Origin of the sequence: Hominiventricola aquisgranensis (genome assembly GCF_040096225.1) — a bacterium.
GTDB classification, from domain to species: domain Bacteria; phylum Bacillota; class Clostridia; order Lachnospirales; family Lachnospiraceae; genus Hominiventricola; species Hominiventricola aquisgranensis.
The window spans coordinates 22,684-48,620 of sequence record NZ_JBBMFC010000024.1 but is presented as its reverse complement, the minus strand read 5'-3'; the positions used below and the strand labels follow the sequence as shown (position 1 = coordinate 48,620).

Here is a 25,937-nt window from a genome sequence, read left to right as displayed (position 1 = left end):
ACTACCAATCTCTGGGCCTGGCTGCATAGGAAATGATATCTTTGAGATAAATGTGTCAACCAATATTGACAATATCATTCTGTAAATACTGAATTTTTTCTTTGTCCCCTTGCATGATCTGCTCAAGGAATTTATTCCATTCCGGGCAGATGGCAGCAGGTGCATAACTCACATTACATATTTTGCTCAGCAACATTTCCGGCTTATGCTCAAGAAATACCGGTTTATCCGCTGATAGATCAAGGGTGCCGTTCTGAACGTTAAGCAGACAATCGTTTACGTCCAGATCTTCATTGGTAAAAAATGTTATATCTCGGCTATCTTGTAACATATTATTTCTGTTTCTGATATTGCATAATGGAGTCACTGCCCTCAAATACTTACCGTCCACATCAACAGTTACTGCATATCTTACAAGCGCATCTGACAGGTCTTTAGCTGCTGATCTGGCTGCAAGTCCCTCTGTATCATCTATCCACCTGCTGCCGTCATATAGCATAAAATCTCGACGTGATGGGTTATACCGGTGCACATCCTTAAATACTGTAGCAAATAGCCGCCCAAAGCCTTTATCCGACGCTTCAAACTGCTCAGCGTGCAAATCTCTCAACACATCCTCTAACGGCTTGTTTTGGGCTTTCTGCCGTTCTGTACTGCCCTCCATACGGTTTTTTGTAACGGTATTTATAAGCTGCTCAAATTCCTGCTTAGTGTGTCCTGCTTGGAAATAATCCGATACATCCGCCTTGGGAATATCTGGTACCGGTACAATGATCTTTGCACTTTTTGCAACCGGTTGAATGTCTTTTAGTATAGTATTAGACACAGTTCTGCCCGGTTCATCATTATCTGCAAGTATTATCACGTCAGCGCCCTTTAACAGCTCCGAAAATTCAGATTGCCAATCATGCACACTGCCATATGTGAAAGCTATGTATCCTTGCTTTATCAGCGTATCAACGTCTTTTTCACCCTCTGGAATAAATACCGGTTGACTGGTCTGCACTGCTTTCTGAATAGCGTTTAAATCGCCATATATCGCCCTATAACTTTTTCTAGGTTTATCCCTTGGCAGTCCGTAGGAAAAACGGTTATTTTCTAATCTGCCATATAATATCTTTTTACCCTCTAGCCGTATTTTTGTAAAAGCATAAGAACCGTTACAAGAAACGTAGTTATAAACTGCTTCTATTTTACGCTTCTCCTTGCCCTCAACATACATCTGCCAACTAACACGCTGCTGATCTGAATTGTAAAAAGTATCTTTTTTATCAAGTCCTGCTGCCGCTAGAACGTTATCAAGCGTACATCCTGCATGGCAATGAAACAACGTACATTTTCGCCCTCTGGTTATTGTGAGTGATGCTTGCTTGTCATCATGTGCCGGGCATCTGCATTGCGCTTTATCTCCATACCGCTTAAATATGCTAAAATGCTGCAAATTGCTTTCATATACTTCACTATCTGTCATTCACAACACCCCGTTTCTAAAGGTATCCTGAGCCGGTCGCAATCTTCCTGCAATTGCTCTTTCTCATGTTCGCAATCATGCCATTCCCGACTATCAGAATCAAATTCTGCTTGCAGTTCATACCATTCATTATAATCTGCCATCAGTTTATCTTGTTTTGCTCTTAATTCTCGTTCATCCATGCTTTACATCTCATTTTCTGCATTATTGTGTGTGTATGGGTTTGATATATAGATTTTAGGAACATGCTTTTCAAATATGATTGTCAAATCCTGTAACAGTTCTTTTGTTCCTGTATCACCAATTTTGAAAGTCAAAGTAAACATGTTATTTTCACAATCACAGGACATACAGTTGCATGACTTCAATTTCTTTAACTGCTTGATTTTCTGTAACGGCTTTAATTCTACTTTTGTTATTCTCATGTTAGATACCTCTGCTTTCTTCAAATTTATAACCTGTAGACTCATAAAATTTTTTAGGATAAATTATGTAACTGTACTGGCTGCTGCCTGGTCTTTTATAAGCTAGTCCCCAATCAACAAGTTTGTTTTGCAATAATAAACGTACTGTCTGACAATCCAACTTTAATGCTTGTGCTGCCACCGCAACCGGGATATTTGCACGGTCAAATGTAATATCTGCCATATCCCCACCGCCTTATTCCGCTGCTAACTCATCAATAATTACTTTAATTTGCTGCTTCGTTTCTCCTGGTAGCTCATAACGTAACTTCCTGCTAAAATTCCCGTCATTGATTCCCAGTTCATTTGCAATTTGCCATAATTTCACATTGTGAGCTTTTGCGTATTCTCTAATATCTTGATTACACATAAATAATTACCTCTACTTTCTATAATGTTGTTGTTGACTTTTACCCTTGCAAGTGGTATTCTGCAACTAGAACAAATATTTTTTTGTTCCGTTACAAGCACATACTAACACTAATTTTCCTGCTGTTGTTAATTTGTGCTAAATAATTTTCAAATTCAGAACTTTTATTTTTTGTTCTATTTTTAGAACTTTTAGAAAAGTGGGGCTATTTATGGAAAATCGTTACAAAAAAATTCGTGAAGATTATGAGTTTACAAAGCAAGGTTGTAGGCTGACAATGGAAGAACTTGCAGAAATTTTTAAGGAGAAAGGCTATTCTACTTTAACCTATAATGCAATAAGAAAAATTGAAACCGATAGACGCAATGTATCTGATTATGAATTAAAAGCATATTGTGAGGTTTTTGATACAACTGCCGATTTTCTTCTTGGCATAAGTAATTTTAAACCTATAGATGAAGATGTTGCTATGATTAGCAAGGTAACTGGCTTATCAGATATTTCTATTGATAGATTAAAGCAATACACAAAATTGCAAAGAGATGTGATTGATAAATTGTTATCAACGAAAGCCATGGAGAAAATCATTGAAGCCTACATATATAGAAATTCACAATATTTTCAAAAAATAGAAATTGTTGATTCGATATGTGGAAAAAGAACCGCAAGTGATAAAGAAAATAGTGATTTTCACTTTTTCCAATCTGTAGAAATGCTTAAAGAAGCTCTCAATCTCGTAAGCAATGATAGAGAATTGTTTTTTGAATTAAACAATACTCATGGTAAAATTGCAAAAGAAAAAATGTGGAAAATTGCAGTTCAAATGGAAATCAAAAACCTTGGATTTGATAAGACAATTGCCCATCTTACAAGAGATAAAAAACACGTACCAAGCTATGTTTTTGACTATGTTAAAGAATTGCAAGCCAAAAAGGAAAGTGATGATAAATGAAGTTACCTAACGGTTTCGGTTCTGTCTATAAGCTGTCCGGCAACCGTAGAAACCCATACAGGGCTATTGTAACGGAACGATGGCTAATAGATAAAGATACCGGCAAATGGAAACAGAAACGTAAAACAATAGGCTACTACAGGACTAAAAACGAAGCAATGATAGCACTTGCAGACTATAACAAATCACCCTATGATGTGGATGCATCAAAAGTGACGTTTCAAGAAGTGTATGAGCGTTGGAGTGCTGAACACTTCCCGACTGTATCAGAAAGTAATGCCAAAGGTTATCGTGCCGCTTACCTATTATGTGATTCTATTGCAAATAAGCGCATGGCAGACGTAAAGCTGGATGATCTGCAATACATTGCTGATAATTCCGGTAAAAACACACCTACGCTACGAAAATACAAAGTATTGATAGGTCTGATGTTCAAATATGCTGTGATTCACGACATAATAACACCAGATATGAACAAAGCACAGTATATTGACATTAAAAAGGCCGGGAACCCAAACGCATACAATAGGGAACCATTCAGCAAAAAAGAGATTGAAACAGTCTGGAAGTGGAAAGATACGAACGTTTACTTTAACGTGATCTTGATGCTGATTTATTCCGGCTGCAGAATCTCTGAATTGTTGGACCTAAAGAAAGAAAACGTTAATATAGAAGAACGTTGGTTTGATGTGATCGCATCTAAAACAGAATCTGGAATCCGCAAAGTTCCAATTTCTGACAAGATACTACCGTTCTTTGAATACTGGTATAACCTAAATGATTGTGAGTACCTTCTGAGCACACCAGACGGCAAGCATTTCGTATATCGCAATTATTACGACAGCTACTGGAAGCCATTGATTGAGCAGATTGGAATGAATCACCGACCACACGATACAAGACATACCTGCATTTCATTACTGGCAGAAGCAGGAGTTGATGACAGACTGGTAAAAAAGATCGTAGGACATAAAGGGCAGGGTGTGACGCAACAGGTATATACACACTTTGAAATTGATGCCCTTTTGAATGCCATAAACAAAATTTAAGTAAAGGAGTTGATGTAAATTGAATGTGATAATCAAAAAGGCTCTGTAGTACCGCAAATACCACAAAGCCCAACACCCAGCAATTACCAACCACAGCAATTAAAGGGAGCGTGTTCATTGTAACATTCTCCCAGCAAAAAGAAAAGGAGATTTTACAATGAAGAAAATTAGAAATATGACCTATGAAGATGCAAGAAATTCTTTTGACAGCTTTTCCAAAAAGCACAGTATCAAAGACGATTTTGACATGAACTACAGCATTATAAACGCTGCACAGTCACTTTTAACCGACAAAGAAGCTGTAATAAATACATTCTATGATGTTTTCTGCTATGGCTTTATGGCTGGATATAAGCAGAAAGAAAAAGAAGTAAAAGACCACATGGAAAGCCATATGTTCAATGAAAGCCAGCGGAAGTTAGTTGAACTTGCCTATTATTTGCCATTTGGCAGCGGTGCAGAATATTTATATACTTTCATGGTTTTAACGCTTCATTCCTATTATGAGTATTTAGAAAGTTTTTTGCCAGCAAAACAGCGTAAGTCTTTTATAGAATGTTACAAAGCATCTGAACAGCGACAAGAAAAACGCAATGAAGAAGCAAGAAAAGAACATGATCAAAAAGAGCATCAATGACACCTGAAAAAAAAGAACAAAATGACCTGAAATTTGAAATGATACAGAAAATATTATATGTTGAGGATTTGCAGACCATAAAGCAAATACTTGATATTATCAAAGGAAGAGAGGTTATTAAATAATGGATAACAAAAATGAATTGATTAAAGCAATCATCAGTAATCTTGAAAAACTGAATATACATTTCTTAAAAGTAGTGCTTGCTTATACAAATAAACTGGTTGAATAACCGTTACATAAGACCGTATCAGAGGGTGTCTATATTACAGATGCCCTCATAGAATTTATATAAGGAGCGTAATATGGACTACAAAAAAAGAAATTATACAAATGCTTGATAGTGTAAACAATGAATATGATTTAATGAACATCTACAAAACCACCGCTTTGTCATCAGATATACAAACCAATAAATACAATGTATGGTTTGCTAGTCGAACAGCGGAGGTATATGATTTAACAATAAGAGTGCTTATGCTTGAAAGATACTTTGATGATATGATGCTAGATAAGAAATCAATTATGGCAAAATATACAAAAATGCCTTTTAATGATTTTTCTGATGATACAAACAATGGAACGGATTCATTATCTCTAATGGGGCAACACTATAGATTTGAAATATCGACCAACATACAGAATGATTATGACGGATATAATGACCAATCAGAAAAATTGATTGTAATAAATAAATCCGTCATAAATAACGATAATGTTATTTTACATGAAATGTTACATGCTCACGAACAAATACTACTATCTATAAACCATATTGTAAGAGATGCTCTAATATTAGAACTATACAAAAAATTAAAAAATCAAGTTAAAAATCTTGATGCTATCATTGATTTTCACGCAAATATAAACCATAATATCAGACTATCAGAACTAGGCGGAGAACATAGTTTGTTATTTCTTCTTAAAAGTTTAGAAATTGATTTAAGATGCAATAACGAATTATTTACAGTATTCGGTTATGATTACAACCGCAATTTCAAAGAATTAAATTTGATCTAATTAGAACCTACTCGAAAAGAGTACAACCATCAAGGGGTATGCCGGACTGCGTACCCTTTTTATTGTCTGCTCTTTTGTATCTACTCCGATTTTAGCCCCTTAAACCGTCATAGTTGCCCCTACAGAAAAGCACAATATAAGATTGTCCGCATAATATCAGCTTTTTCCAAATTTGTCAAACGAATTTGTGTGCTACCTGTGTGCTACCTGTGTGCTACCGTTAAAAATTCACTACTTTTTTCAAAATTTAAGAAAACTTAGATATAAGAAAAGTCCCTAAAACACTGGGTTTTAAGGACTTTCCAAAAATTCTTATAAAATTGCAAATTATCGCTTGCTGAACTGCGGAGCGCGACGAGCTGCTTTGAGACCGTATTTTTTACGCTCTTTCATTCTCGGATCACGAGTCAGGAATCCTGCTTTCTTAAGGATCGGTCTGTACTCCGGATCTGCCTGCAGAAGTGCACGTGCGATACCGTGTCTAACTGCTCCTGCCTGTCCGGTGTATCCGCCACCACGAACGTTTACAAGAACATCAAATTTATCTGCATTCTCAGTAGCAACGAGCGGCTGACGAACGATAACCTTCAGGGTCTCAAGTCCGAAATACTCATCGATACTTCTCTTATTAACAGTGATATTACCAGTTCCCGGTACTAAATATACTCTGGCGATGGATTTTTTTCTTCTGCCAGTTCCGTAGAATTTTGCTTTAGCCATGATATTTACCTCCTTATCCTACTTAAAATGTCAGTGCTTCCGGCTGCTGTGCTGCATGCGGATGCTCTGCGCCTGCGTAAACATGAAGTTTGGTGAACATTTCTCTTCCGAGCGGTCCTTTCGGGAGCATTCCCTTAACTGCCAGCTCTACAACCTTCTCCGGTTTCTTTGCAAGCATCTCTCTTAAAGTAGTCTCTTTCATACCACCTACGTAGTCTGAATGATGATAGTAAATCTTCTGGTCTAATTTCTTTCCGGTAACTTTGATCTTGTCAGCGTTAACAACGATCACATAATCTCCTGTATCTACGTGCGGAGTGAAAACCGGTTTGTTCTTTCCTCTAAGCACCTTTGCAACTTCAGATGCCAGACGACCTAATGTATATCCGGTAGCGTCAACTACGTACCATTTTCTTTCCACTTTTGCTGGATTAGCCATGAAACTGTTCATTGGTATACCTCCTGTAAAAATTCAATTAAATATTCTTGATTTATACGTAAAAACATCTTACCGGGGCTTTGGATCAGACATTTTCTCGCTTTGTCACAGTTAAATATTATATGTCAGCTGGTCACACATGTCAACTGTTTTTTCCAATTTTACTGATAATATTTTTATTAATGTGGATCATGCAGATCACCGTCATAGTCAGAGACATAAGCTCTGCAATAGGGATCGCCCACCAGACCAGCTCCACTCTGCCAAGTCTGGACAATGCATATGCAACCGGCAGAAGCACTACCAGCTGACGTGCCACTGACACATACATACTGTAAATAGATTTTCCCAGTGCCTGGAATACACTTCCGGCTGCGATACAGAATCCTGCCAGCAGGAAGCTTAAGGAGATCGTCCGAAGAGCAGGAACTCCAATTGCCAGCATAGTCTCGGATGCACTGAACATCATGAGCAGTTTATCCGGCATCGTCTGGAAAATCACCAGACCTAAAATCATGATCACCACTGCATAAGTGATCACATGACGGATCGCACTGAGCACGCGGTCTCTCTTCTGCGCACCATAATTATACGCAACGATCGGTATTACACCATTATTCAGTCCGAAGACTGGCATGAAGATAAAACTCTGCAATTTAAAGTAGATGCCGAATACCGCTGTCGCAGTTGCAGAGAATGAGATCAGGATCAGATTCATGCCATAGGTCATCACAGAACTGATGGCCTGCATAACGATAGAAGGAATACCGATCTCATAGATCTGTGCAATCACTTCCACGGAAGGACGGAATCCTTTCATATTGATCTTCACTTCATGATTTTTCTTCTGATTTAAAATAATTGCCGCAACAGCAGCAACTATCTGTCCTGTCACCGTTGCCACAGCAGCGCCTGCCACTTCCATTCTCGGGAAGCCGAACAGACCAAAGATCAGAATCGGATCCAGAATAATGTTGATAATGGCTCCGGTTCCCTGGGTGATCATGGTATAAAAAGTTTTCCCCGTTGCCTGCAGCATCCGTTCAAACATGATCTGAACAAAAATACCAAAAGACGTACAACAGCAAATCGTCAGATACTGCTTTCCATACTGCACGATCTCTTCAATATCTGTCTGGCTTCTGAAAAACGGCTCTGACAGCAACAATCCGATCAGCAAAAACACGAGATAACTCATGACTGCCAGAAATACTGCATTTTCAGCAATCTTATTTACACGGTCCATATCTTTTGCACCAAGTGACCGGGCCAGCAGTGCGTTCACGCCTACCGCTGTACCAACTCCTACTGCAATCATCAGACTCTGGATAGGAAATGCCATAGATACGGCTGTCAGTGCATTTTCACTGACTCTTGCGACAAAAATACTGTCTACCACATTATAAAGCGCCTGCACCAGCATGGAGATCATGATCGGCAGCGACATGGTGATAATCAGTTTACCTATGGGCATGACACCCATTTTATTTTCTTTCATAACAGTTTTTTCCATTATTGTTATCCTTTCTCCCCTTTGAAATGAATCTCCATCAATGTCAGTCCTCTGGCCGGTGCGGTGGGACCTGCCAGCTGGCGGTCACAGCCTGCCAGAATCTCCGGTATACGCTCCGGCTCCCAGTCTCCCTGTCCAATCTTCATCAGCGTACCGGCAATGATCCGTACCATATTATAGAGAAATCCATTTCCTGTAATGCGGAGGATAATCAGGTCTCCCTGCTTCTCCACATCCAGCGCATAGATCGTTCGTACTGTCGTCTTCACCTGGGCGCCCGCTGCACAGAAGCTCTGAAAATCATGTTCCCCGATCAGATAGGCAGCCGCCTGTCTCATCCGCTCCACATCAAGCTTCCGATATGTAAAATGCGAATTGAACCGATAAGCCGGCAGCGGAAATTCCCGGTTCAGGATCCGGTACTCATAGGTTTTCACCGTCTTCTGAAATCTGGGGTGAAAATCTGCCGGAACTTCACAGGAATCCTGGATCCTGATATCTTCCGGCAGTCTTTGATTTAATGCATATGAAAATTTATCTGCGGCCATCCTCGCTTCGGTGTCAAAGACCGCCACATTTCCGCAGGCATGAACACCTGCATCTGTCCGACTGGAGCCCATCACATGGATCTCCTCTCCTGTCAGTTCTCCAATGGCCCGGTTCAGAACAGATTCAATAGTCTCCCCATTTTTCTGAACCTGCCAGCCACAGTAATTGGTGCCATCATAGGCAACCACAAGTTTTACCCTTTTCATGCAATTCCTTTCTTAAAACGGAATAACAGTGCCACTGAGCAGACGTCCAAACACGATCATCAGTACCAGATACCCCCATACAACCGCATATGCTATATGGTCTCTGCTTTCATAATGAAGTGGCTTCATCTTGGTACGTCCGTCACCTCCACGGTAACAGCGGGCCTCCATGGCCATGGCCAGATCGTTGGCTCTGCGGAATGCAGAGATGAACAGCGGAACCAGCAGCGGAATCATGGCTTTTGCCCTCTGAATAATATTTCCGGATTCAAAGTCTGCACCTCTGGCAATCTGCGCCTTCATGATCTTATCCGTCTCTTCCAGCAGGATCGGAATAAACCGAAGCGCAATGGACATCATCATGGATATCTCATGCACCGGTACATGTACCGCTTTCAACGGATTCAGCAGACGTTCCATACCATCTGTCAGGTCATTGGGCGTTGTGGTCAGCGTCATAAGTGAAGAGCCGATAATCAGGTAGATCAGACGAACACCCATAAGAATTGCTGTACGCAGACCTTTATCTGTAATTTTTAAAAATCCAAAATGCCACAGCACTACATCTCCATCAATCAGAAAAAGATTAAATACTACTGTGATCATCAGAAGCATCACAATTGCTTTCAATCCTTTGGTAATAAACTTAAATGGAACCTTGGATGTGCGAATGACAAATGCAAGAAAAATCGTTGCGATCACATACCCCAAAATTCCCTTTGCCACAAACAAAGAAATAATATACAACATGGTTGCCACCAGCTTCACTCTCGGATCCAGCTGATGGATCACCGATTTTGCGGGATAATATTGTCCCAGCGTAATATCTCGAATCATGGTAAATCTCCTACTTTGATGCTTTCAGCCAGGCTTCTATGGCATCTGCTGCCTCTTCCACCGTTGTCGCATCGGTATTTACATCTGCGCCTTGTTTTTTCAATTCCTGCATCAGGTAAGTCGTCTGTGGTGCTGCCAGCCCGATCTCTTCCAGTTCTTTATAATGATGGAACACATCCACAGGTCTTCCGTCAAACCGCACTTCACCCTGATTCATAACGATCAGACGGTCCACATATTTTGCCACATCTTCCATACTGTGGGACACCAGGATGACTGTGATTCCTCTGGATCTCTGAAGTGCGCTGACCTGGTCGAGCACCTCGTCACGACCTCTTGGATCCAGACCGGCTGTAGGCTCATCAAGGATCAGTACTTCCGGGTCCATAGCCAGCACACCAGCGATAGCCACACGACGCTTCTGTCCGCCGGACAACTCAAAAGGAGAACTCTTGTCATACTCTTCTCCCATCCCGACCATCCGAAGGGCTGCTTTGGCCTTCTCTTCTGCTTCTTCTTTCGTAAAGCCCAAGTTCTTCGGTCCAAAGCACACATCTGCCAGCACTTCTGTCTCGAACAGCTGGTGCTCCGGGTACTGAAAGACCAGCCCTACCTTGCTGCGTAACTTCTTCATGGAAAATTTTTCATCATAAATATCTTCGCCATTATAATAAATGTGTCCACTGGTCGCCTTCACCAATCCGTTCAGATGCTGGGTCAATGTGGATTTTCCAGAACCTGTATGCCCGATCAATCCCACAAACTGCCCATCCGGAATCTCCAGATTCACATTTTTCAAGGCATGCATCTCATAAGAAGTCCCCTGCGAATACAGATAATTTACATTTTTGATTTCAATCGACATAATTCATCCACCAGTTCTTCATTGTTCAATATTCCATCTGGAAGCGGAATTCCTCTCTGCTGCAGTTCGTGAGCCACCAGAGTTGCCTGCGGCACATCCAGCCTCAATTCCTTTAACTTCTCCACTTTGGAAAATACTTCCTTAGGAGTTCCTTCCATAACCAGTTTTCCATCATCCATGACAAAGATCCGGTCTGCCTCGATCACTTCTTCCATATAATGAGTGATCAGGATCACCGTGATCCCTTCTTCTTTATTAAGCTTCTTTGCCGTCTCAATGACGCTTTTTCGTCCATGAGGATCCAGCATGGCCGTCGGCTCATCCATTACAATACATTTCGGATGCATAGCCATCACACCTGCAATGGCTACTCGCTGCTTCTGTCCACCGGATAATTTGTTGGGCGAGTGATGACGATATTTGAGCATGCCTACTGCATCCAGGCTTTCTTCCACGCGGGTCCAGATCTCATCTGTTGGCACTCCCAGATTCTCCGGTCCGAATCCCACATCTTCCTCCACAATCGTTCCAATGATCTGGTTATCCGGATTCTGAAATACCATTCCAGCATTCTGACGGATATCCCACAGATGTTCCTCATCCTTGGTATCCATGCCATTGACCCACAGAGTTCCATCTGTAGGTGTCAGAAGTGCGTTAATATGCTTTGCAAACGTGGATTTTCCAGAACCGTTATGTCCCAGAACCGCAATAAAACTTCCTGACTCAATCTTCAGGCTCAGATGATCCACCGCTGTTAATTTTGATTCTATATTTCCTTCTTCGTCCAGTCGATCATATTCGAAAGTGACGTTTTCTGCTTTTATCATGGGGCTGCCTCCTGCATTTCTCATGATTCATTATCTTTACATGGGCCAAAAGACCCACACTAACGTGCCCATTATACCATGAACGGCTGAAATTTCAAGAAAATTCAGCCGCTTCCAGATATTAGTTTTTATTTTTCATATTCAGGTTAACATTTTATGCCAATGTACCAAGGATGTTTCTGTATCTTCTGCTGTCTCTGCTCCATGAATCTGGTCCTGTCCATATGGCCCAAATCCAAGTTTCTGTGCCACATGGAGGGATGTATCATTCGTCCTCTCAATCAGCACATGAAGCTCTTCCAGATCCAGCACTTCTTCTGCGTAAGCGAGGATCGCTCTTCCACACTCCTGTGCATAGCCCTTTCCACGATATGACTGCCTAATCAGATAACCAAGCTCCACTGCATCGTCTAACAGTTCTGACACAAACAGTCCTGCCTGTCCGATGATCTGTCCACTCTGTTTTTCTATCACTGTCCACAGTCCAAAATCATAGAACAGATAGGCATGACGGATATAGGCTTCCATAAATTCTGTCTCTTCATCCAGTGTGTTCAGCACCGGAACTGTCCCCCTCACCATGCCGCCTTGCTTCCAGATCTCATATAGGTCCGGAATATCTGACGGAATGGTCTCCCTGATCAGCAGCCTCTCTGTCTCCGCAATCTTTACCGGAATGCCAGATTTCCGAAGCCGGTCACGCTCCAGAAATGCCGGGTCTAGTGTACTTTCCATCAGCAGATCCACCGCTGCACAGGTAAATACCTTCACACCATTGACCAGTGCTTTTTCATCAAAATCAAACCGGTCATTATGAAGAGTTGCATGGCACTTACTGAGATTCAGAAAATAGCAGGACTGTCCTCCATGCTCCTTCACTCGCTCCGACATACAGGAATAATCCTCACTGCCTCCCACACCACCTTCTGGCACATAAACCACCGGTAACTGCAGTCTCTCTTCACACAGCTTTTTCATGCGGTCCATCAGTTCCGGCGTATTGAGACTGTTGGTCGCTGCTCCCATCAGCCGGATCTGGCTGGTACACCCATGCATCTGCGCTGCATTTTCAATGATCCGGCAGGCATAATCATACATATACTGATTAGCCTCTGCCGTCATTCCCCTCACTTCCATCTCCATGTGAGCAGACTCACAGATCACATTTCTGGAACTGCCTGCCACAAGTTTTCCCACATTCACTCTGGTATCACCATGACTGTATCTTGGGATCGCATGGAGATTCAAGATTGCCGTGGCTGCGGCCAGCATGGCATTATCACCTGCCTCCGGTGCTGCGGCCGCATGGGCAGCCTTTCCATGAATTTCCACATCCATCTTCGTGGTTGCCAGGCTGTGGCCATCACCAATTCCAATCATGCACTGCTCCTGATCCTCCTTGCCACTCATATGCGCACCCAGCACTACATCCACATCGTCAAGATGCCCCTTCTCTACAATGGCTTTTGCACCGCGGACACCTTCCTCAGCCGGTTGGAAAATAAATTTTATAGTTCCACGAAGCTGATCTTTCATACCGCAAAGTATCTTTGCTGTTCCAAGCCCCACTGTAATATGTCCGTCATGTCCGCAGGCATGCATATAACCTGGACATATTGACCGGAATCCCTGCTTTTCCGGAAAATGATCCATGTTCTCGCACTCTGTCACCGGAAGAGCATCTATATCGAACCGGAATGCCAGCACCTGATTCTCTGATGCCCGTTCTGACTCCTTTTCCGAAGCAGTCCTCTCCTCTGACAATTTTCCATGCAGAATACCGATCACACCAGTAAATCCGCCGCGTGTCTTCTTTAACTTCTCCTCTGACACCTGCCCCAGCGCATTTACTTCCTTATAATGTTGTTCCAGCAGGCTTTCCTCAGGTACACCCATTCTGGCATCTGCCTTGCAGACTTCTGTTCCCATTAACACCTGATCACATCCATAGCTTTCCAGCAGTTCTGCGATACGGGCAGATGTCCGCATCTCCATCCATCCTGGTTCCGGGTATTGATGAAATTCTCGGCGAAGTTTAATTAACTCCTGTTCCAGGCTCTCTGCTTCTTCTATGATATTTTGATAAATTTCTTCTGTACTCATATATCCTTCTCCTGCTTTCCGACATCTCAAAATCCGGATGCGACTCTGTTTTTCTCTACTGTACCCCATCTGACTGCAAAAATCCACTGAAACTCCGGCAAAAACCGCGCCCTCTTTACGAATCCGACTAAATCCGTTAAAATAAGAACTAATAATGCTCTGTCCCAAAGGGCATAGAGAAAAGGAGATAAAAAATATGGCACAGAATCCTGTTGTTACATTTGAAATGGACGATGGCAGCGTCATCAAAGCAGAGCTGTATCCGGAGATTGCTCCGAACACAGTCAACAACTTCATCAGTCTGGTAAAGAAAGGCTACTATGATGGTCTGATCTTCCATCGCGTGATCGAAGGTTTCATGATCCAGGGCGGATGCCCGGACGGAACCGGTATGGGCGGCCCAGGCTATTCCATCAAAGGAGAGTTCAATCAGAATCGTTTCAAAAATGATCTGAAACATTCCGCTGGTGTTCTTTCCATGGCTCGTACCATGATGCCGAACAGTGCCGGAAGCCAGTTCTTCATCATGCATAAAGATGCTCCGCATCTGGACGGCGCTTATGCTGCATTCGGCAAAGTAACCGAAGGTATGGATGTGGTAGATAAGATTGCTGAGACCGATACTGATTATCGTGATAAACCGATCGTTCCGCAGGTTATGAAGAAAGTAACCGTAGAGACCTTCGGAGTGGATTATCCGGAACCGGAGAAGATGTAAATGTAAGAACTCAGTACCGCGAGGGGCGGTGGGTGAGATAAGAGCTCGTATGACATGTATCGGACAGAAAAGCCCCACAATACTGTCTGAGCACGTACACATGCTGTGTACGCGTCAGCCAGTACAGCGGAACTTCCCTGTTCGCTCCAAGTCATACAGCGCAGCTTATTCTCACCCACTGCCCCTTTCCAGTTCTAAGCTCTTACTTTGTTCTTCTCCGTCTACGTTCTACACTTCCAATCATTCCAAGGCCCAGCAATGCCAGGATTCCAGCAAAGCCTAGTAAGAACAGCGGTGCACTGTCGCCTGTAATCGGGCTCTCTACTGGTGCGGGCTGTGGTACGACTGGTACCGCTTCTTCTCTGCGGGTCCGCCTGGATCCGCCTGGCTTCGGCGTGTCCGGTACTGGTGTTGGCTTATCTGATCTTTCATTATGAAAGATTCCCACGTGTCTCTGTATCTGTACAAACTGTCCGCCATGTGGTCCCTCATAAGAAGCATCCACCAATACAGTCTCTTCCGTAGGTAAATATCCTGTCGGCGGTGTCAATTCCTTGATCTCGTATTTCCCCAACGGCAGTTCTCCTGCAAAGATTCCTTTTCCATCTGTTCCAGTCACGCAGGCTTTTATAAATGTTCCTGCTGACACTGTAACTACAGGGACATCCCGGATGATCCATTTCCCACTTACTGCATCATACACAATATTAGTGTGAATATCCTCTGTCACATACAGCCCAAAGACTGCTCCGTAAAGCGGCATTTCATTTTCTTTATCCTTCTTCTGTACCTCGATCTGTAGCCGCTGGCGCTCATTTTTGTACTGCACACTCTGAATATCAAAATTTATCGTCTGCTCCTGCGGTGTGATCTCGAATTCCTTCACTTCCTGATTGAGCACAAATCCATCTCCGGCAATGGTCTCCATGATCTTATACTTTCCTATATAAAGGTTGGTCGCATAAGCCCATCCATACCGGTCTGTATTGATCGTCGTTACCACGTCACCCTTTTTGTGGATCAGATATCCCTTCATATCCGCCTGATACAACAGGAACAGGTCCTGCGCCACCTCCTGGGTATAAATATTTTCCGCGGCAATAATCTGGAAGCTGGCTCCTTCCACCGGCGCATCCTGATAAACAAATTCAAGTCCGGTCATTCCATTGGTTTCTTCCACCGACCTTGTTCCTGCAAGCTGTTCTCCATGCTTATACAGTCGTAAGATCCCCTTCTGCTCCTGATTTTTCTGCAGAACAGTTACCGTCAGATTCCCATACTGATCACACACTGCATATTTATTTTCACCCATCTGTCCATCTGGATAAACCGATCCATTATTGATGGTAAATGTCAGTTTCCGCTGAGGTGTCTCCGTGATCTTATAACCATTCTCTCTTCCCTCACTTATATCTGTTACGGTCTGCTCACTTCCATTTACCACATAGCCAGATGGTGCCGTCAGTTCAGTCAGTTCATAGGTTCCAATGGGCACTTCCTGTGGAAGAGTAATATAGCAGTCCAGGATCCGTCCGCCTTTTTTGAGAAACACCGGGCAGAATGGCTTGTCAGCTGTGCCGGTCATCTCTTTGGCATTCGGATCATAATAGCTCATCCAGCCGTCCTTATCGTATTTCCAGTTTAATGCGATCAGACTTTCCTCACTGAGTTCCATGGTCAGACAGCGAAGCCGGTAGGATGCCCCTTCCTTCAGTACCGTTCCACGCACCACTTCCTCTGCTTTAATGTACTCGCCTGGCTGTTTTATAAATTCTTCATCAGCCTTCACCAGACGCAGAAAGGACTTTGTGATCGTATTGTTGATGATCCGCTGTTTCTGAAGTTCACGGCCTTCTCTCGCCTTTGCACCAGCATGATCGCCATAGCGGATTCCTTCCTCCACCGTATAGATCTTCTCAATTTTCTGTTTTGTTGCATCCGTATATACCACGCCTCCATCCTTTGTGATAAATGCAAGAAATGGTTTGGCCGCCACATGATGTTCCGGCGTGGTGGTCTCCACAAACACATAGGTTCCGTAAGGAAGCTCCGGAGTAATAATCCGCCCGTTCTTGTCAGTGAACATCTCTTTCACCCGATATTTATTAAGGCCATCCACCTTTTCCAGCCACCGCTTATCACCATTGGTCCACTCCTCGTGTCCGGTCCGCTTATATACCATTGCCGTCGGCTCTTTGGTGAAATCATAATCATAAAATGTCATGATATCGGCTTCACTCCATGTGCCCGTCTTTGGCTGAATGCTCCCGTTTTTAACACCTGACAGATCGCTGATGAGATAAGCAGAAAATCCTGCTCCTTCCATCACTTCCAGCTCTGTCTGGTATGTATTATCCGATGTCTTGATAAATTCTATTCCCTGCTTCACCACATAGTCGCCAGAATAGATCGTATGAGAAGTACTTTCATCATCCACTGTCAGTTCATTTTGAGCCTCGCTGGCAGTCTCATCTCTCTTTTCAATCTTTATCATCTGATCCTTGTAAGAAATCGTCACATCATATACCGCTTCATCAAACATATATCCTTCTGATGGCCGTATTTCCTTAATATAATATGTCCCCAGCTCCAGATCTCCGAACAAAGTTCTCCCCGGTGTATCCTCATAGGCAATAGTTCCCCATTTATTTTCAATATGTCTGGAACCATCTGTATTTAAAATATATCCAGCTGAATTGCGTTTCGGACTCTTTCCAATCACCGCCTGTGCCACCAGTTCATCCTTTCCGTAAATGATTCCGGTTACTCCATCCTGATGTTCAATATTTTCTGCCGCATAGATACCATAGACTGCGCCATTCAGTATTGCATCTCCCTGATGGATTCCGTCTTCCGCTTCTGTATCATATTTGACCAGTTCTACTGCTCCCAGTGTCCGCTCATTGGTAATGGGAAATTCCAGCGTATCGCCGCCCTTTCCTGTCCTGGAATCGGTGCGCTCCTCCCACACATAGCCATTTGGTGCTGTGTGCTCTCGAATGCTGTATGTATAGGTATTTTTTTCAAACTCCTCCTTGGATTTTTTTACCGTAAAGGAAGCTTCCCCATCTTCATCTGTGGTGACTACGCCAATCCATGCTCCGTTTTCAAAAATGTCCACCATACATCCCTCAAGACCTACTTCTGTCTGCCAATCTGTCTTATTGATCTTGAGCACGACTTCACTTTCAGAAGGCAGTTCCACCGGATTTTTCCCTTTGAACAATTCCGGCTGATCCTTCAACCCAGTAATCTGAGCATTCGAGTTATCCGAATGATAGATGTAATACGTCTGCGATCCGTTCCCTGCCTGTTGATAATAGTTCCACACATTGGAAGCCATCTTGTCTGCTGCCTCCGGGGAACTGATATTGAGCATGGCAACAGTCCGTGCCACCGCCTGCTCCATAGACAATGTCGTGCTGCTCTGATACAGCCAGATGGAGATCTGTATGCTCACATAATTTTCTGTGCCCACAGATACCTGTGCGATCAGATTTCCAAGACCATCGTTTCGGATCTCATACTCCCCTTCGTCTGCCTTATAGACATAACCTGTTCTGGCAGATTTTCCCGGCTGAAGACAGAATGCCGGCTGCCCTCCCAGCGTCAGCTTGAAGATTTTCCCATGACCGGTTCCATTGTATCCGGTGTAGCTGACAATCAGTTTCGCCAGTGCTTCCTCCGCCGTCTCTGCCAGTGCTTCCAGACTGCCGCCTTCCTGCTGAAGTGCCTGCAGATCTTCTTTTTCCAGACCTTCAAATACGGTTCCACAGAAAAATTCATCCGCACTCACCCCAGTATCCAGAATCTCCAGACACTGCTCCAGATCCTGCCCCAGATACACCTGTTCCGAAATATCCGGCGCAATACTGACCAGAAATTCCGCCAGATCCCGCTCATAATCATACAAACCATCCCACCAGGACTCATCCTGTGACAGCAACTGCTCATATCCTTCGGAAAAATACTGTTCCTTCCAAGTCAGGATTGATGCCACATCCCCCTCTGTAAAATGATATTGCAGGTCAGTTTCTGACTCATCAGTTTCACCAGTTGATTCACTGACTTCTGATTCCGCTTCTGCAGTATCATAATCCATTTCTGCTGCATCTTCCTCTGATGACACTTCCTCTGGCAATATTTCTTCTGCTGGTTCATCTTCTGATACTACTTCCTTAGACTGCAGTTCTTCTTCATTTGTATCCTGACCGACCGTTTCCTCCGCCATTACACCCGTCGGAAGGGTGCCAAAAAGAAGAGCGGTACTTAATATAACTGCTCCTGCACGTTTCCATATTTTATTTTTCTTCATTTTTGCAATCCTCTTGAGTCGTACACACACTTTGCGACACTAGACGGAATGCCAGAAAGATCGGTACTGACAATATTCAATTATGTTTTGGGAAATCATCGGCTGGAACTACCGACGTTTTCAGACATGTTTATCGTAAACGATTGAAGTGGGTTTGTCAACCAACTTCTTCTGAAGTATTCAAAATACATTTTTATCTATAACTGCATAATATTTCATTATATTCCCCTTTTTTCTGAACGTGCAGCCGCTATCTCCGCTTCTATTTCTTCTGCCGTAAATTCAGGTAAATCATTTGCCTGTTTACGCAATTCTGAAAATGCCTGCACAGCTTCCTCTACGCTAACCTTTTTTTCAGGCAGTGTTGCTTCAAATGGTAAACCTCTCACAATTCTGCTTCGTACCATAAACATTCGAAATGCTGTAGGAAGATCCATTCCCAACTGCTCATAGATATCAGCCACTTCCTGTTTTAATTCCTTATCTGCTCGAAATTGAATTAATACCTGCTCCGCCATAATTTTTCTCCTATATTATATGCAAAATATATTTATATGTTATTTATAGTATATGCAATATATATACAAAATGCAATTCATTTTTATATCTCCTTTCTTTATGTAGCTACACTATAAGCGAATACTATCCACTACTTTTCATTAACAAAAATACTTTTTTCGCTTACTTTCGTTGGAATCTTTCTCTTGATTTAAGATAGATTTTATGATTTATTGATTACAGAATTGATAGTATCACGTGTTGCTTGTAAACGCAAGTGAAGTTTTAGAAATTCGAAAATATAACAACAGGAAGCCACCCCAATAAAAATTGATGGGTGGCTTCTTTACTGGTTATTTCTGCTCCGCCTTTACTTCTTCCATAATTGCTTTGAATGCCGGCATGGAATCCACGATGGTCTTCTCTGCCACGCAGTAGGAGATTCTCACATATCCCGGGCAGCCAAAGCTGTCGCTTGGAACTACCAGCACATCATGCTTTTTCGCTCTCTCAGAAAACGCGTTGGCATCTGGTTCTGGTGATTTCACAAACAGATAAAAGGCTCCCTGGGGGCGCACACACTCATATCCGAGCTCTGTCAGTCCGTTGTAAAGAAGATCTCTGTTCCTTGCATAGGCTGCAATATCACTTGGCACATCAGCACACATGGCTGCCACACGCTGGAACAGCACCGGTGCACACACAAATCCCAGTGCACGTCCTGCACCATTGACTGCTGCCATCACACGTTTGGAATCTTCCATCTCATCGGGCACGATAATGTAACCGATACGCTCTCCCGGAAGAGACAGAGATTTACTATAGGAATAGCAGACAAAGGTATTCTCATAATAGTTCGGCACATAGGGCACTTCCACTCCCTCATACACGATTTCCCGATATGGCTCATCGGCGATCAGATAAATGGCATGTCCATACTCTTTTTCTTTTCTGCGAAGGACATCTGCCAGCTTCTGGATCGTCTCTGCAGAATAGACAACGCCACTTGGATTATTGGGGGAATTGATAATGATTCCCTTGGTCATTGGGCTCAACAGCCCCTCAAATGCATCAAAATCAATCTGAAAGCTCTCCGTATCAGCCGGATTGATCAGCAATTTTGCCTTTGCATTTTCTACCCATACAGTGTACTCCGGGAAAAATGGGGCAAAGGTAATAAATTCATCGCCCGGGTTCGTCACCGCATTGATACAGATGCTCAGGGAGGCTGCTGCCCCAACGGTCATGTAAAAATTTGCACCTGTAAAATGTGTGCCAAAACGACGGTTTACTGACTGTGCCAGTGTCTCTTTTACTCCTGGATCACCTGATGCCGGGGAATATCCGTGCAGCACTTCTGCCGGCTCTTCCAACAGCTTTGCAATGGCATCTTTTACCTGATACGGTGCAGGAATACTTGGATTTCCCAGACTGAAGTCATAGACCTTGTCCGCACCTACTACTTTTTTCCGTTCCAAACCATAGGAAAATAATTCTCTGATCACAGAGCTTTTGCTTCCCAATCCATACATTACCTCATTTATCACTGATCCATGTCCTCCTCATGATCGCAATCAGAATCACAATCGCAATCCATACCATATGACATCATATTTTCACGGGAAGATACTCTCTTCTTCATGCGTTCTTTTTCAACTGCTTCAGAGATCATCTCTTTTACATCTCTGGATTTCTTTATATTTTTAATTTCAAGCTTTGGCATGGATTTATCCATGGTATCACATCTGATAGTTCCAAGACCAAAAATACGCTGCATGAATGACCTTTCCAATGTAAGATCCAGGATTCGATACAGACGGATCTCATCCTCTCTGGTAGACAACATTCCTGCCTCTACAATAAATTTTTCATCTGTACAGATGTATTTCGTGAAACTCAAAGGTAAGCCAAAAAACAAACTTCTTTTCTTATCAGTCCAAATCGTTGCCATACATCGTTCCTCCTTTTCTCTTCATGCTTTTCCAGTTTATTGCATCAAATTATTTATATTATACATCCTTTTACTTAAAATGAAAACTGCCGCTTTCTGATTTTACTCATGAAAACGACAGTTTCCTTTCTGCGATGCTCCCGTCAGAGTTATAGAACGCTAGAATCGTGCGCCGCAAGGCACGCAAACAAAAATCCCGCAGAATTGCTTCTGCGGGATCTCAAATACTCGGATGAACTTATACCAGCTCAAGAAGTACTTCCATTGCTCCGTCACCTTTTCTCTGTCCGATCTTTACGATACGGGTATATCCACCGTTACGGGTAGCATATTTCGGTGCGATCTCATCAAAGATCTTAGCAACCATGTCTACTTCTTTTGCTTTCTTCTTGCCCTCTTCTACAGCTTTTACTGTGTAGAGGACTTTCATCATTTCTCTTCTTGCATGAAGTCTGGACGGAAGATCTTTTTTGATCTCTTTCTCTACTTCATCATATACGGTAACTTTCTTGCCGTCTTTTACTTCTTTTACTCTCTTACCGTCTTTGTCTTTACGAGCAACTTTAGCGGTAACTTTAACGGTCTCGAAGTTATCTTTCTCTTTTACACCAAGAGCGATCAGGCCTTCAGCGACTTTACGGATCTCTTTAGCCTTAGCTTCGGTAGTAACGATCTTGCCATTTGCCAGAAGTGCAGTTACCTGTCCTCTGATCAGTGCTTTTCTCTGTGCAGAAGTTCTGCTGAGTTTTCTATATTTTGCCATTTTTCATTTCCTCCATTTTCGTTGCGCCCCTGTACACGCATCATCGGACTTATTGTCCAGGGGTCTGGCTGTCAACTTACAGATATCTACCTGCACCGTGCATCTTTGGACTTATCGGCGCAGGCAGCTTATAGTTCTTATTCCTCGCTCTGGTTCAGTTCCAGACCAAGCTCTTTGAGTTTTGCAAGGACTTCCTCCAGGGACTTACGACCAAGGTTACGAACCTTCATCATGTCATCAGATGTCCGGTTGCACAGCTCCTCAACGGTATTGATTCCAGCTCTCTTCAGACAGTTATAAGAACGAACGGATAACTCCAGTTCGTCAATATTCATCTCAAGAACTTTCTCCTTCTCATCGCTCTCAGTCTCTACCATGATCTCTGCAGATTTGGCATTCTCTGATAAATCAATGAACAGGCTCAAATGCTCGCTCAGAACTTTCGCTGCCAAGCTGACAGCCTCGTCCGGAGCCAGGGTTCCGTTGGTGTATACGTCCAGAGTCAGTTTATCGTAATCGGTAATCTGACCCACACGGGTATTCTCAACTTTCAGATTCACACGCTCTACCGGAGTATAGATAGAATCTACTGCAATCACACCGATCGGCAGCTCTTCATTCTTGTTCTTATCGGAGCTTACATATCCGCGACCTTTGGTAATGGTCAGTTCCATGTAAAGCTTGCTGTCTGCGCCACCGTTCAGATGTGCAATCACCACTTCCGGATTGAGAATCTCGATATCCGGATCGCACTGAATATCAGCTGCGGTTACAACACCCTCGCCCTCAAAATCAATGTAAGCAACTTTCGCTTCTTCAGAATCGCTGTTGTTCTTGATTGCGAGACTCTTGATATTCATGATGATTTCCGTCACATCTTCTTTTACACCCGGGATGGAGCTGAATTCGTGAAGTACACCATCAATCTTTACCTGACTTACAGCAGCTCCCGGTAAAGAGGAAAGCATAATTCTTCTAAGGGAATTGCCAAGCGTTGTGCCATAGCCTCTTTCCAATGGTTCCACTACGAATTTGCCGTATTTTTTATCTTCTGAAATCTCTGCAATTTCAATCTTGGGTTTATTAAATACTACCACTAAAAAGCCCCTCCTGTTCTGTGTTGGGTGATATCATTTCCGGTTCCTAATTATTTAGAATAGAGCTCGACGATAAGCATCTCGTTTACCGGTACGTCGATCATCTCTCTGGTCGGAAGCTCTTTCACAACACCTTTCAGGTTCTCCTGATCGGACTCAAGCCATTCCGGAACAAGTCTTCCAGCAGTGGACTCAAGGATTGCTTTGTAACGATCAGAGCTCTTGCAGCTTTCTTTAATCTCTACGGTATCTCCGGCTTTTACAAGATAAGACGGGATGTTTACCTGTCTTCCGTTAACCAGTACATGTTTGTGGTCAACGATCTGTCTAGCTTCCTGACGGGTACGTGCAAATCCAAGACGGAAGATCACGTTGTCCAGTCTGGTCTCAAGCATGATCATAAGGTTTGCACCAGTCATACCTTTCATACGATCAGCTTTTTTGTAATAATTACGGAACGGCTTCTCCAGCACGCCGTAGATGAATTTTGCTTTCTGTTTCTCTCTCAGCTGAAGTCCGTACTCGGAAATCTTCTTGTTAGCTCTCTGAGAATTTCTGTTGGATTTTTTATCAATTCCTAAATATACCGGGTCCAGACCTAAAGACCGGCATCTTTTAAGCACAGGTGTTCTGTTTACTGCCATCTCTCATACCCTCCTGATTAAACTCTTCTACGTTTTGGCGGCCGGCATCCGTTATGCGGTACCGGTGTAACATCGGTAATACTGATAACTTCAAGACCGCATGCCTGCAGGGCACGGATTGCAGCTTCACGTCCTGATCCCGGTCCTTTTACGAATACATCTACAGTCTTAAGTCCATGAATGAGGGCTGCTTTGGTTGCAGTCTCTGCTGCCATCTGAGCAGCATACGGAGTAGATTTCCTTGAACCTCTAAATCCAAGACCACCAGCACTTGCCCAGCTCAGAGCGTTTCCTTCTGCATCAGTCAGGGTAACGATCGTATTGTTAAAAGATGACTGGATATGTGCCTGTCCACGTTCAACGTTTTTCTTAACACGCTTTTTTGTCACTTTTTTGGTAACTTTAGCCATTTCTAAACTAACCTACTTTCTTTTACTTTCTATTGATTATCTGGTTACTTATTTCTTCTTGTTAGCAACAGTCTTCTTCGGACCCTTTCTGGTTCTTGCATTGGTCTTAGTTTTCTGACCACGAACCGGAAGGCTCTTTCTATGACGAACGCCTCTGTAGCATCCGATCTCCTGAAGTCTCTTGATGTCCATTGCGATCTGTCTTCTCAGATCACCCTCTACAGTCTGGGTTTCATCGATAACAGCACTGATTTTCTTAACATCCTCATCTGTCAGATCTCTGACACGGGTATCCGGGTTTACCCCAGCAGCAGCCAGGATACGATTGGAACTTGTTCTACCGATTCCGTAGATATAAGTCAGACCAATCTCAACACGTTTTTCTCTTGGTAAGTCTACACCAGAAATACGAGCCATTTGATTATTCCTCCATTTAAATAAAGAATTGGGTTCCGGGCGTTTTTTAATAGGTGCCCGCTGACACTTTCCTAAATGAGACACGCAAGTTCGCGCGTCCAGCCGGGTATCTGCCCGACCTTTCAGATACTCTGCATACGCATTTCTCCGTTTTAAGCAATATCATTGTGAATAATCCTGGTCAAATCTATTTTGTATAATCACTGACGCTTATCGGTCAGTGCAGCCGCACAAAAAAATTTTCACAAGAATCACAGTTTGCGGAAATTAGCCCTGACGCTGTTTATGCTTCGGATTCTCGCAAATTACTCTGATACTACCTTTTCTCTTGATGATTTTGCATTTCTCGCAAATGGGTTTTACAGATGATCTTACTTTCATCGTAAAAATCCTCCTTTCACATCTTGTGTTCTCCTGCCTCTCATACAACTGGGTTTTGAAGTATAAAATTCGGAAAACAAGGCATTTCTTGTTACCGATCCCAACGAAAAAAGCGCACAAAAACAGGCGCACAATCCCCGTAGAGACCATACGCCTTATATAATAGCATACGAACCTGCAAAATGCAAGTACTTTTTATACTATTTCTTCTATTTGTCTCTCCAGATAATACGTCCTTTGGACAGATCGTACGGAGACAGCTCGATGGTAACTTTGTCACCCGGAAGGATACGAATGAAGTTCATCCGCAGCTTACCGCTGATGTGAGCAAGCACCTTGTGACCATTTTCCAGTTCAACCTGGAACATTGCGTTCGGAAGCTTCTCAATAACTGTACCTTCGATCTCAATTACATCTGCTTTTGACATGTTTTTCCTCCTGTCAGTTTTTACTGTCTGATTGAATTGCCTGAATGATCATCTCATCGGAAAGTGTTTCCCCACTCTCCAGCATTTTCTTTACAGGTTCCGGAATCCTATGGATCACCTGTATATGTTTCTTCTTCTTTTTCTTGGGTTTCTCCATGGTCCGGTTTCTTCCATCCACTAACCATACATATTCCTCATCCTGTCGGATAATGATGTACAGTCTGTCCTTTTCGTGTCCGGCCAGGCTTCTGACCAGCATACCTGTCTCTGTTCTTACCATATAATAGTTC

The 25,937-nt window shown here is 43.0% G+C and carries 29 protein-coding genes; 5 read left to right on the top strand and 24 right to left on the bottom strand.

Features of this window, described 5'->3' with window-relative positions; genetic code table 11:
* Positions 1-55: 55 nt before the first annotated feature.
* From WMO62_RS12700 to WMO62_RS12685, 4 genes are all read right to left on the bottom strand, one after another.
* A complete protein-coding gene (locus WMO62_RS12700; protein ID WP_349144864.1) occupies positions 56-1,471 on the bottom strand; it encodes a hypothetical protein in 1,416 nt (471 codons plus the stop codon).
* Complete coding sequence (locus tag WMO62_RS12695) at positions 1,468-1,653, bottom strand: hypothetical protein (RefSeq protein WP_349144863.1); 186 nt, start codon at positions 1,651-1,653, stop codon at positions 1,468-1,470. Before WMO62_RS12695 ends, WMO62_RS12700 begins: the two co-directional genes overlap by 4 nt.
* A gap of 244 nt (positions 1,654-1,897) precedes the next feature.
* The gene (locus tag WMO62_RS12690) at positions 1,898-2,119 is read right to left on the bottom strand and encodes a hypothetical protein (protein WP_349144862.1); all 222 of its coding nucleotides are present in this window, start codon (positions 2,117-2,119) and stop codon (positions 1,898-1,900) included.
* Between the two features lie 12 nt (positions 2,120-2,131).
* Positions 2,132-2,305 (bottom strand): hypothetical protein, encoded by a 174-nt coding sequence (locus WMO62_RS12685; protein WP_349144861.1) that lies wholly within the window; start codon positions 2,303-2,305, stop codon positions 2,132-2,134.
* A gap of 211 nt (positions 2,306-2,516) precedes the next feature.
* Between WMO62_RS12685 and WMO62_RS12680 the strand changes: the two genes are divergently transcribed.
* The 4 genes from WMO62_RS12680 (at position 2,517) to WMO62_RS12665 (ending at position 5,963) form a co-directional block, all read left to right on the top strand.
* Entirely contained in the window at positions 2,517-3,257 is a 741-nt protein-coding gene (locus WMO62_RS12680; RefSeq protein WP_349144860.1) for a hypothetical protein, read from the top strand.
* Positions 3,254-4,306 carry a tyrosine-type recombinase/integrase gene (locus WMO62_RS12675; RefSeq protein ID WP_349144859.1) on the top strand — a complete coding sequence of 351 codons (1,053 nt, stop codon included), beginning with the start codon at positions 3,254-3,256 and terminating at the stop codon, positions 4,304-4,306. Before WMO62_RS12680 ends, WMO62_RS12675 begins: the two co-directional genes overlap by 4 nt.
* A 157-nt stretch (positions 4,307-4,463) precedes the next feature.
* The gene (locus WMO62_RS12670; protein WP_349144858.1) at positions 4,464-4,943 is read left to right on the top strand and encodes a hypothetical protein; all 480 of its coding nucleotides are present in this window, start codon (positions 4,464-4,466) and stop codon (positions 4,941-4,943) included.
* A 333-nt stretch (positions 4,944-5,276) separates the two neighbouring features.
* A complete protein-coding gene (locus WMO62_RS12665) occupies positions 5,277-5,963 on the top strand; it encodes a hypothetical protein (RefSeq protein WP_349144857.1) in 687 nt (228 codons plus the stop codon).
* Positions 5,964-6,290: 327 nt separating this feature from the next.
* On the opposite strand, the gene rpsI is transcribed toward WMO62_RS12665, so the two are convergent.
* The 8 genes from rpsI to WMO62_RS12625 all read right to left on the bottom strand — a co-directional run bounded on the left by rpsI (position 6,291) and on the right by WMO62_RS12625 (position 14,025).
* On the bottom strand, positions 6,291-6,683 hold the full coding sequence (gene rpsI / locus WMO62_RS12660) for a 30S ribosomal protein S9 (protein ID WP_117499490.1): 393 nt from the start codon (positions 6,681-6,683) through the stop codon (positions 6,291-6,293).
* A 22-nt stretch (positions 6,684-6,705) separates the two neighbouring features.
* A complete protein-coding gene (rplM, locus tag WMO62_RS12655) occupies positions 6,706-7,134 on the bottom strand; it encodes a 50S ribosomal protein L13 (RefSeq protein WP_117499488.1) in 429 nt (142 codons plus the stop codon).
* Positions 7,135-7,264: 130 nt separating this feature from the next.
* A complete protein-coding gene (locus WMO62_RS12650; protein WP_147601798.1) occupies positions 7,265-8,620 on the bottom strand; it encodes an MATE family efflux transporter in 1,356 nt (451 codons plus the stop codon).
* A 20-nt stretch (positions 8,621-8,640) separates the two neighbouring features.
* Entirely contained in the window at positions 8,641-9,390 is a 750-nt protein-coding gene (gene truA / locus WMO62_RS12645) for a tRNA pseudouridine(38-40) synthase TruA (RefSeq protein WP_349144856.1), read from the bottom strand.
* 12 nt (positions 9,391-9,402) lie between these two features.
* A complete protein-coding gene (locus WMO62_RS12640) occupies positions 9,403-10,227 on the bottom strand; it encodes an energy-coupling factor transporter transmembrane component T family protein (protein WP_117499484.1) in 825 nt (274 codons plus the stop codon).
* Between the two features lie 10 nt (positions 10,228-10,237).
* The gene (locus tag WMO62_RS12635; protein WP_349144855.1) at positions 10,238-11,092 is read right to left on the bottom strand and encodes an energy-coupling factor transporter ATPase; all 855 of its coding nucleotides are present in this window, start codon (positions 11,090-11,092) and stop codon (positions 10,238-10,240) included.
* Positions 11,068-11,922, bottom strand: a complete 855-nt coding sequence (locus WMO62_RS12630) for an energy-coupling factor transporter ATPase (protein WP_117499480.1) — start codon at positions 11,920-11,922, stop codon at positions 11,068-11,070. The genes WMO62_RS12635 and WMO62_RS12630 overlap by 25 nt, the downstream gene beginning before the upstream one ends.
* Before the next feature lie 141 nt (positions 11,923-12,063).
* Complete coding sequence (locus WMO62_RS12625; protein ID WP_349144854.1) at positions 12,064-14,025, bottom strand: amidohydrolase; 1,962 nt, start codon at positions 14,023-14,025, stop codon at positions 12,064-12,066.
* A gap of 196 nt (positions 14,026-14,221) precedes the next feature.
* Here WMO62_RS12625 and WMO62_RS12620 point away from each other — a divergent pair, with 196 nt between their 5' ends.
* Complete coding sequence (locus WMO62_RS12620; protein ID WP_349144853.1) at positions 14,222-14,743, top strand: peptidylprolyl isomerase; 522 nt, start codon at positions 14,222-14,224, stop codon at positions 14,741-14,743.
* A gap of 202 nt (positions 14,744-14,945) precedes the next feature.
* Here the strand turns inward: WMO62_RS12620 and WMO62_RS12615 are convergent, their stop codons facing one another.
* The 12 genes from WMO62_RS12615 to WMO62_RS12560 form a co-directional block, all read right to left on the bottom strand.
* Complete coding sequence (locus WMO62_RS12615; RefSeq protein ID WP_349144852.1) at positions 14,946-19,058, bottom strand: SpaA isopeptide-forming pilin-related protein; 4,113 nt, start codon at positions 19,056-19,058, stop codon at positions 14,946-14,948.
* Positions 19,059-19,276: 218 nt separating this feature from the next.
* Positions 19,277-19,576: a type II toxin-antitoxin system RelB/DinJ family antitoxin gene (locus WMO62_RS12610; RefSeq protein WP_118439141.1), complete on the bottom strand. Its 300-nt coding sequence runs from the start codon at positions 19,574-19,576 to the stop codon at positions 19,277-19,279.
* 333 nt (positions 19,577-19,909) lie between these two features.
* Positions 19,910-21,103 (bottom strand): pyridoxal phosphate-dependent aminotransferase, encoded by a 1,194-nt coding sequence (locus tag WMO62_RS12605; RefSeq protein ID WP_349144851.1) that lies wholly within the window; start codon positions 21,101-21,103, stop codon positions 19,910-19,912.
* Complete coding sequence (locus tag WMO62_RS12600; RefSeq protein WP_349144850.1) at positions 21,100-21,507, bottom strand: PH domain-containing protein; 408 nt, start codon at positions 21,505-21,507, stop codon at positions 21,100-21,102. The genes WMO62_RS12605 and WMO62_RS12600 overlap by 4 nt, the downstream gene beginning before the upstream one ends.
* Positions 21,508-21,745: 238 nt before the next feature.
* Entirely contained in the window at positions 21,746-22,270 is a 525-nt protein-coding gene (locus WMO62_RS12595; protein WP_117499465.1) for a bL17 family ribosomal protein, read from the bottom strand.
* A 137-nt stretch (positions 22,271-22,407) separates the two neighbouring features.
* A complete protein-coding gene (locus tag WMO62_RS12590) occupies positions 22,408-23,367 on the bottom strand; it encodes a DNA-directed RNA polymerase subunit alpha (protein ID WP_117499463.1) in 960 nt (319 codons plus the stop codon).
* A 50-nt stretch (positions 23,368-23,417) separates the two neighbouring features.
* Positions 23,418-24,011: a 30S ribosomal protein S4 gene (gene rpsD, locus WMO62_RS12585; RefSeq protein WP_349144849.1), complete on the bottom strand. Its 594-nt coding sequence runs from the start codon at positions 24,009-24,011 to the stop codon at positions 23,418-23,420.
* 17 nt (positions 24,012-24,028) lie between these two features.
* Positions 24,029-24,421, bottom strand: a complete 393-nt coding sequence (gene rpsK / locus WMO62_RS12580; RefSeq protein ID WP_117499459.1) for a 30S ribosomal protein S11 — start codon at positions 24,419-24,421, stop codon at positions 24,029-24,031.
* Between the two features lie 48 nt (positions 24,422-24,469).
* On the bottom strand, positions 24,470-24,838 hold the full coding sequence (rpsM, locus tag WMO62_RS12575; RefSeq protein WP_117499457.1) for a 30S ribosomal protein S13: 369 nt from the start codon (positions 24,836-24,838) through the stop codon (positions 24,470-24,472).
* Positions 24,839-25,105: 267 nt separating this feature from the next.
* Positions 25,106-25,219: a 50S ribosomal protein L36 gene (rpmJ, locus tag WMO62_RS12570; protein WP_003497809.1), complete on the bottom strand. Its 114-nt coding sequence runs from the start codon at positions 25,217-25,219 to the stop codon at positions 25,106-25,108.
* Positions 25,220-25,428: 209 nt separating this feature from the next.
* Entirely contained in the window at positions 25,429-25,647 is a 219-nt protein-coding gene (gene infA, locus WMO62_RS12565) for a translation initiation factor IF-1 (protein ID WP_117499455.1), read from the bottom strand.
* A gap of 13 nt (positions 25,648-25,660) precedes the next feature.
* A complete protein-coding gene (locus WMO62_RS12560; RefSeq protein ID WP_117499453.1) occupies positions 25,661-25,927 on the bottom strand; it encodes a KOW domain-containing RNA-binding protein in 267 nt (88 codons plus the stop codon).
* Positions 25,928-25,937: the final 10 nt, after the last annotated feature.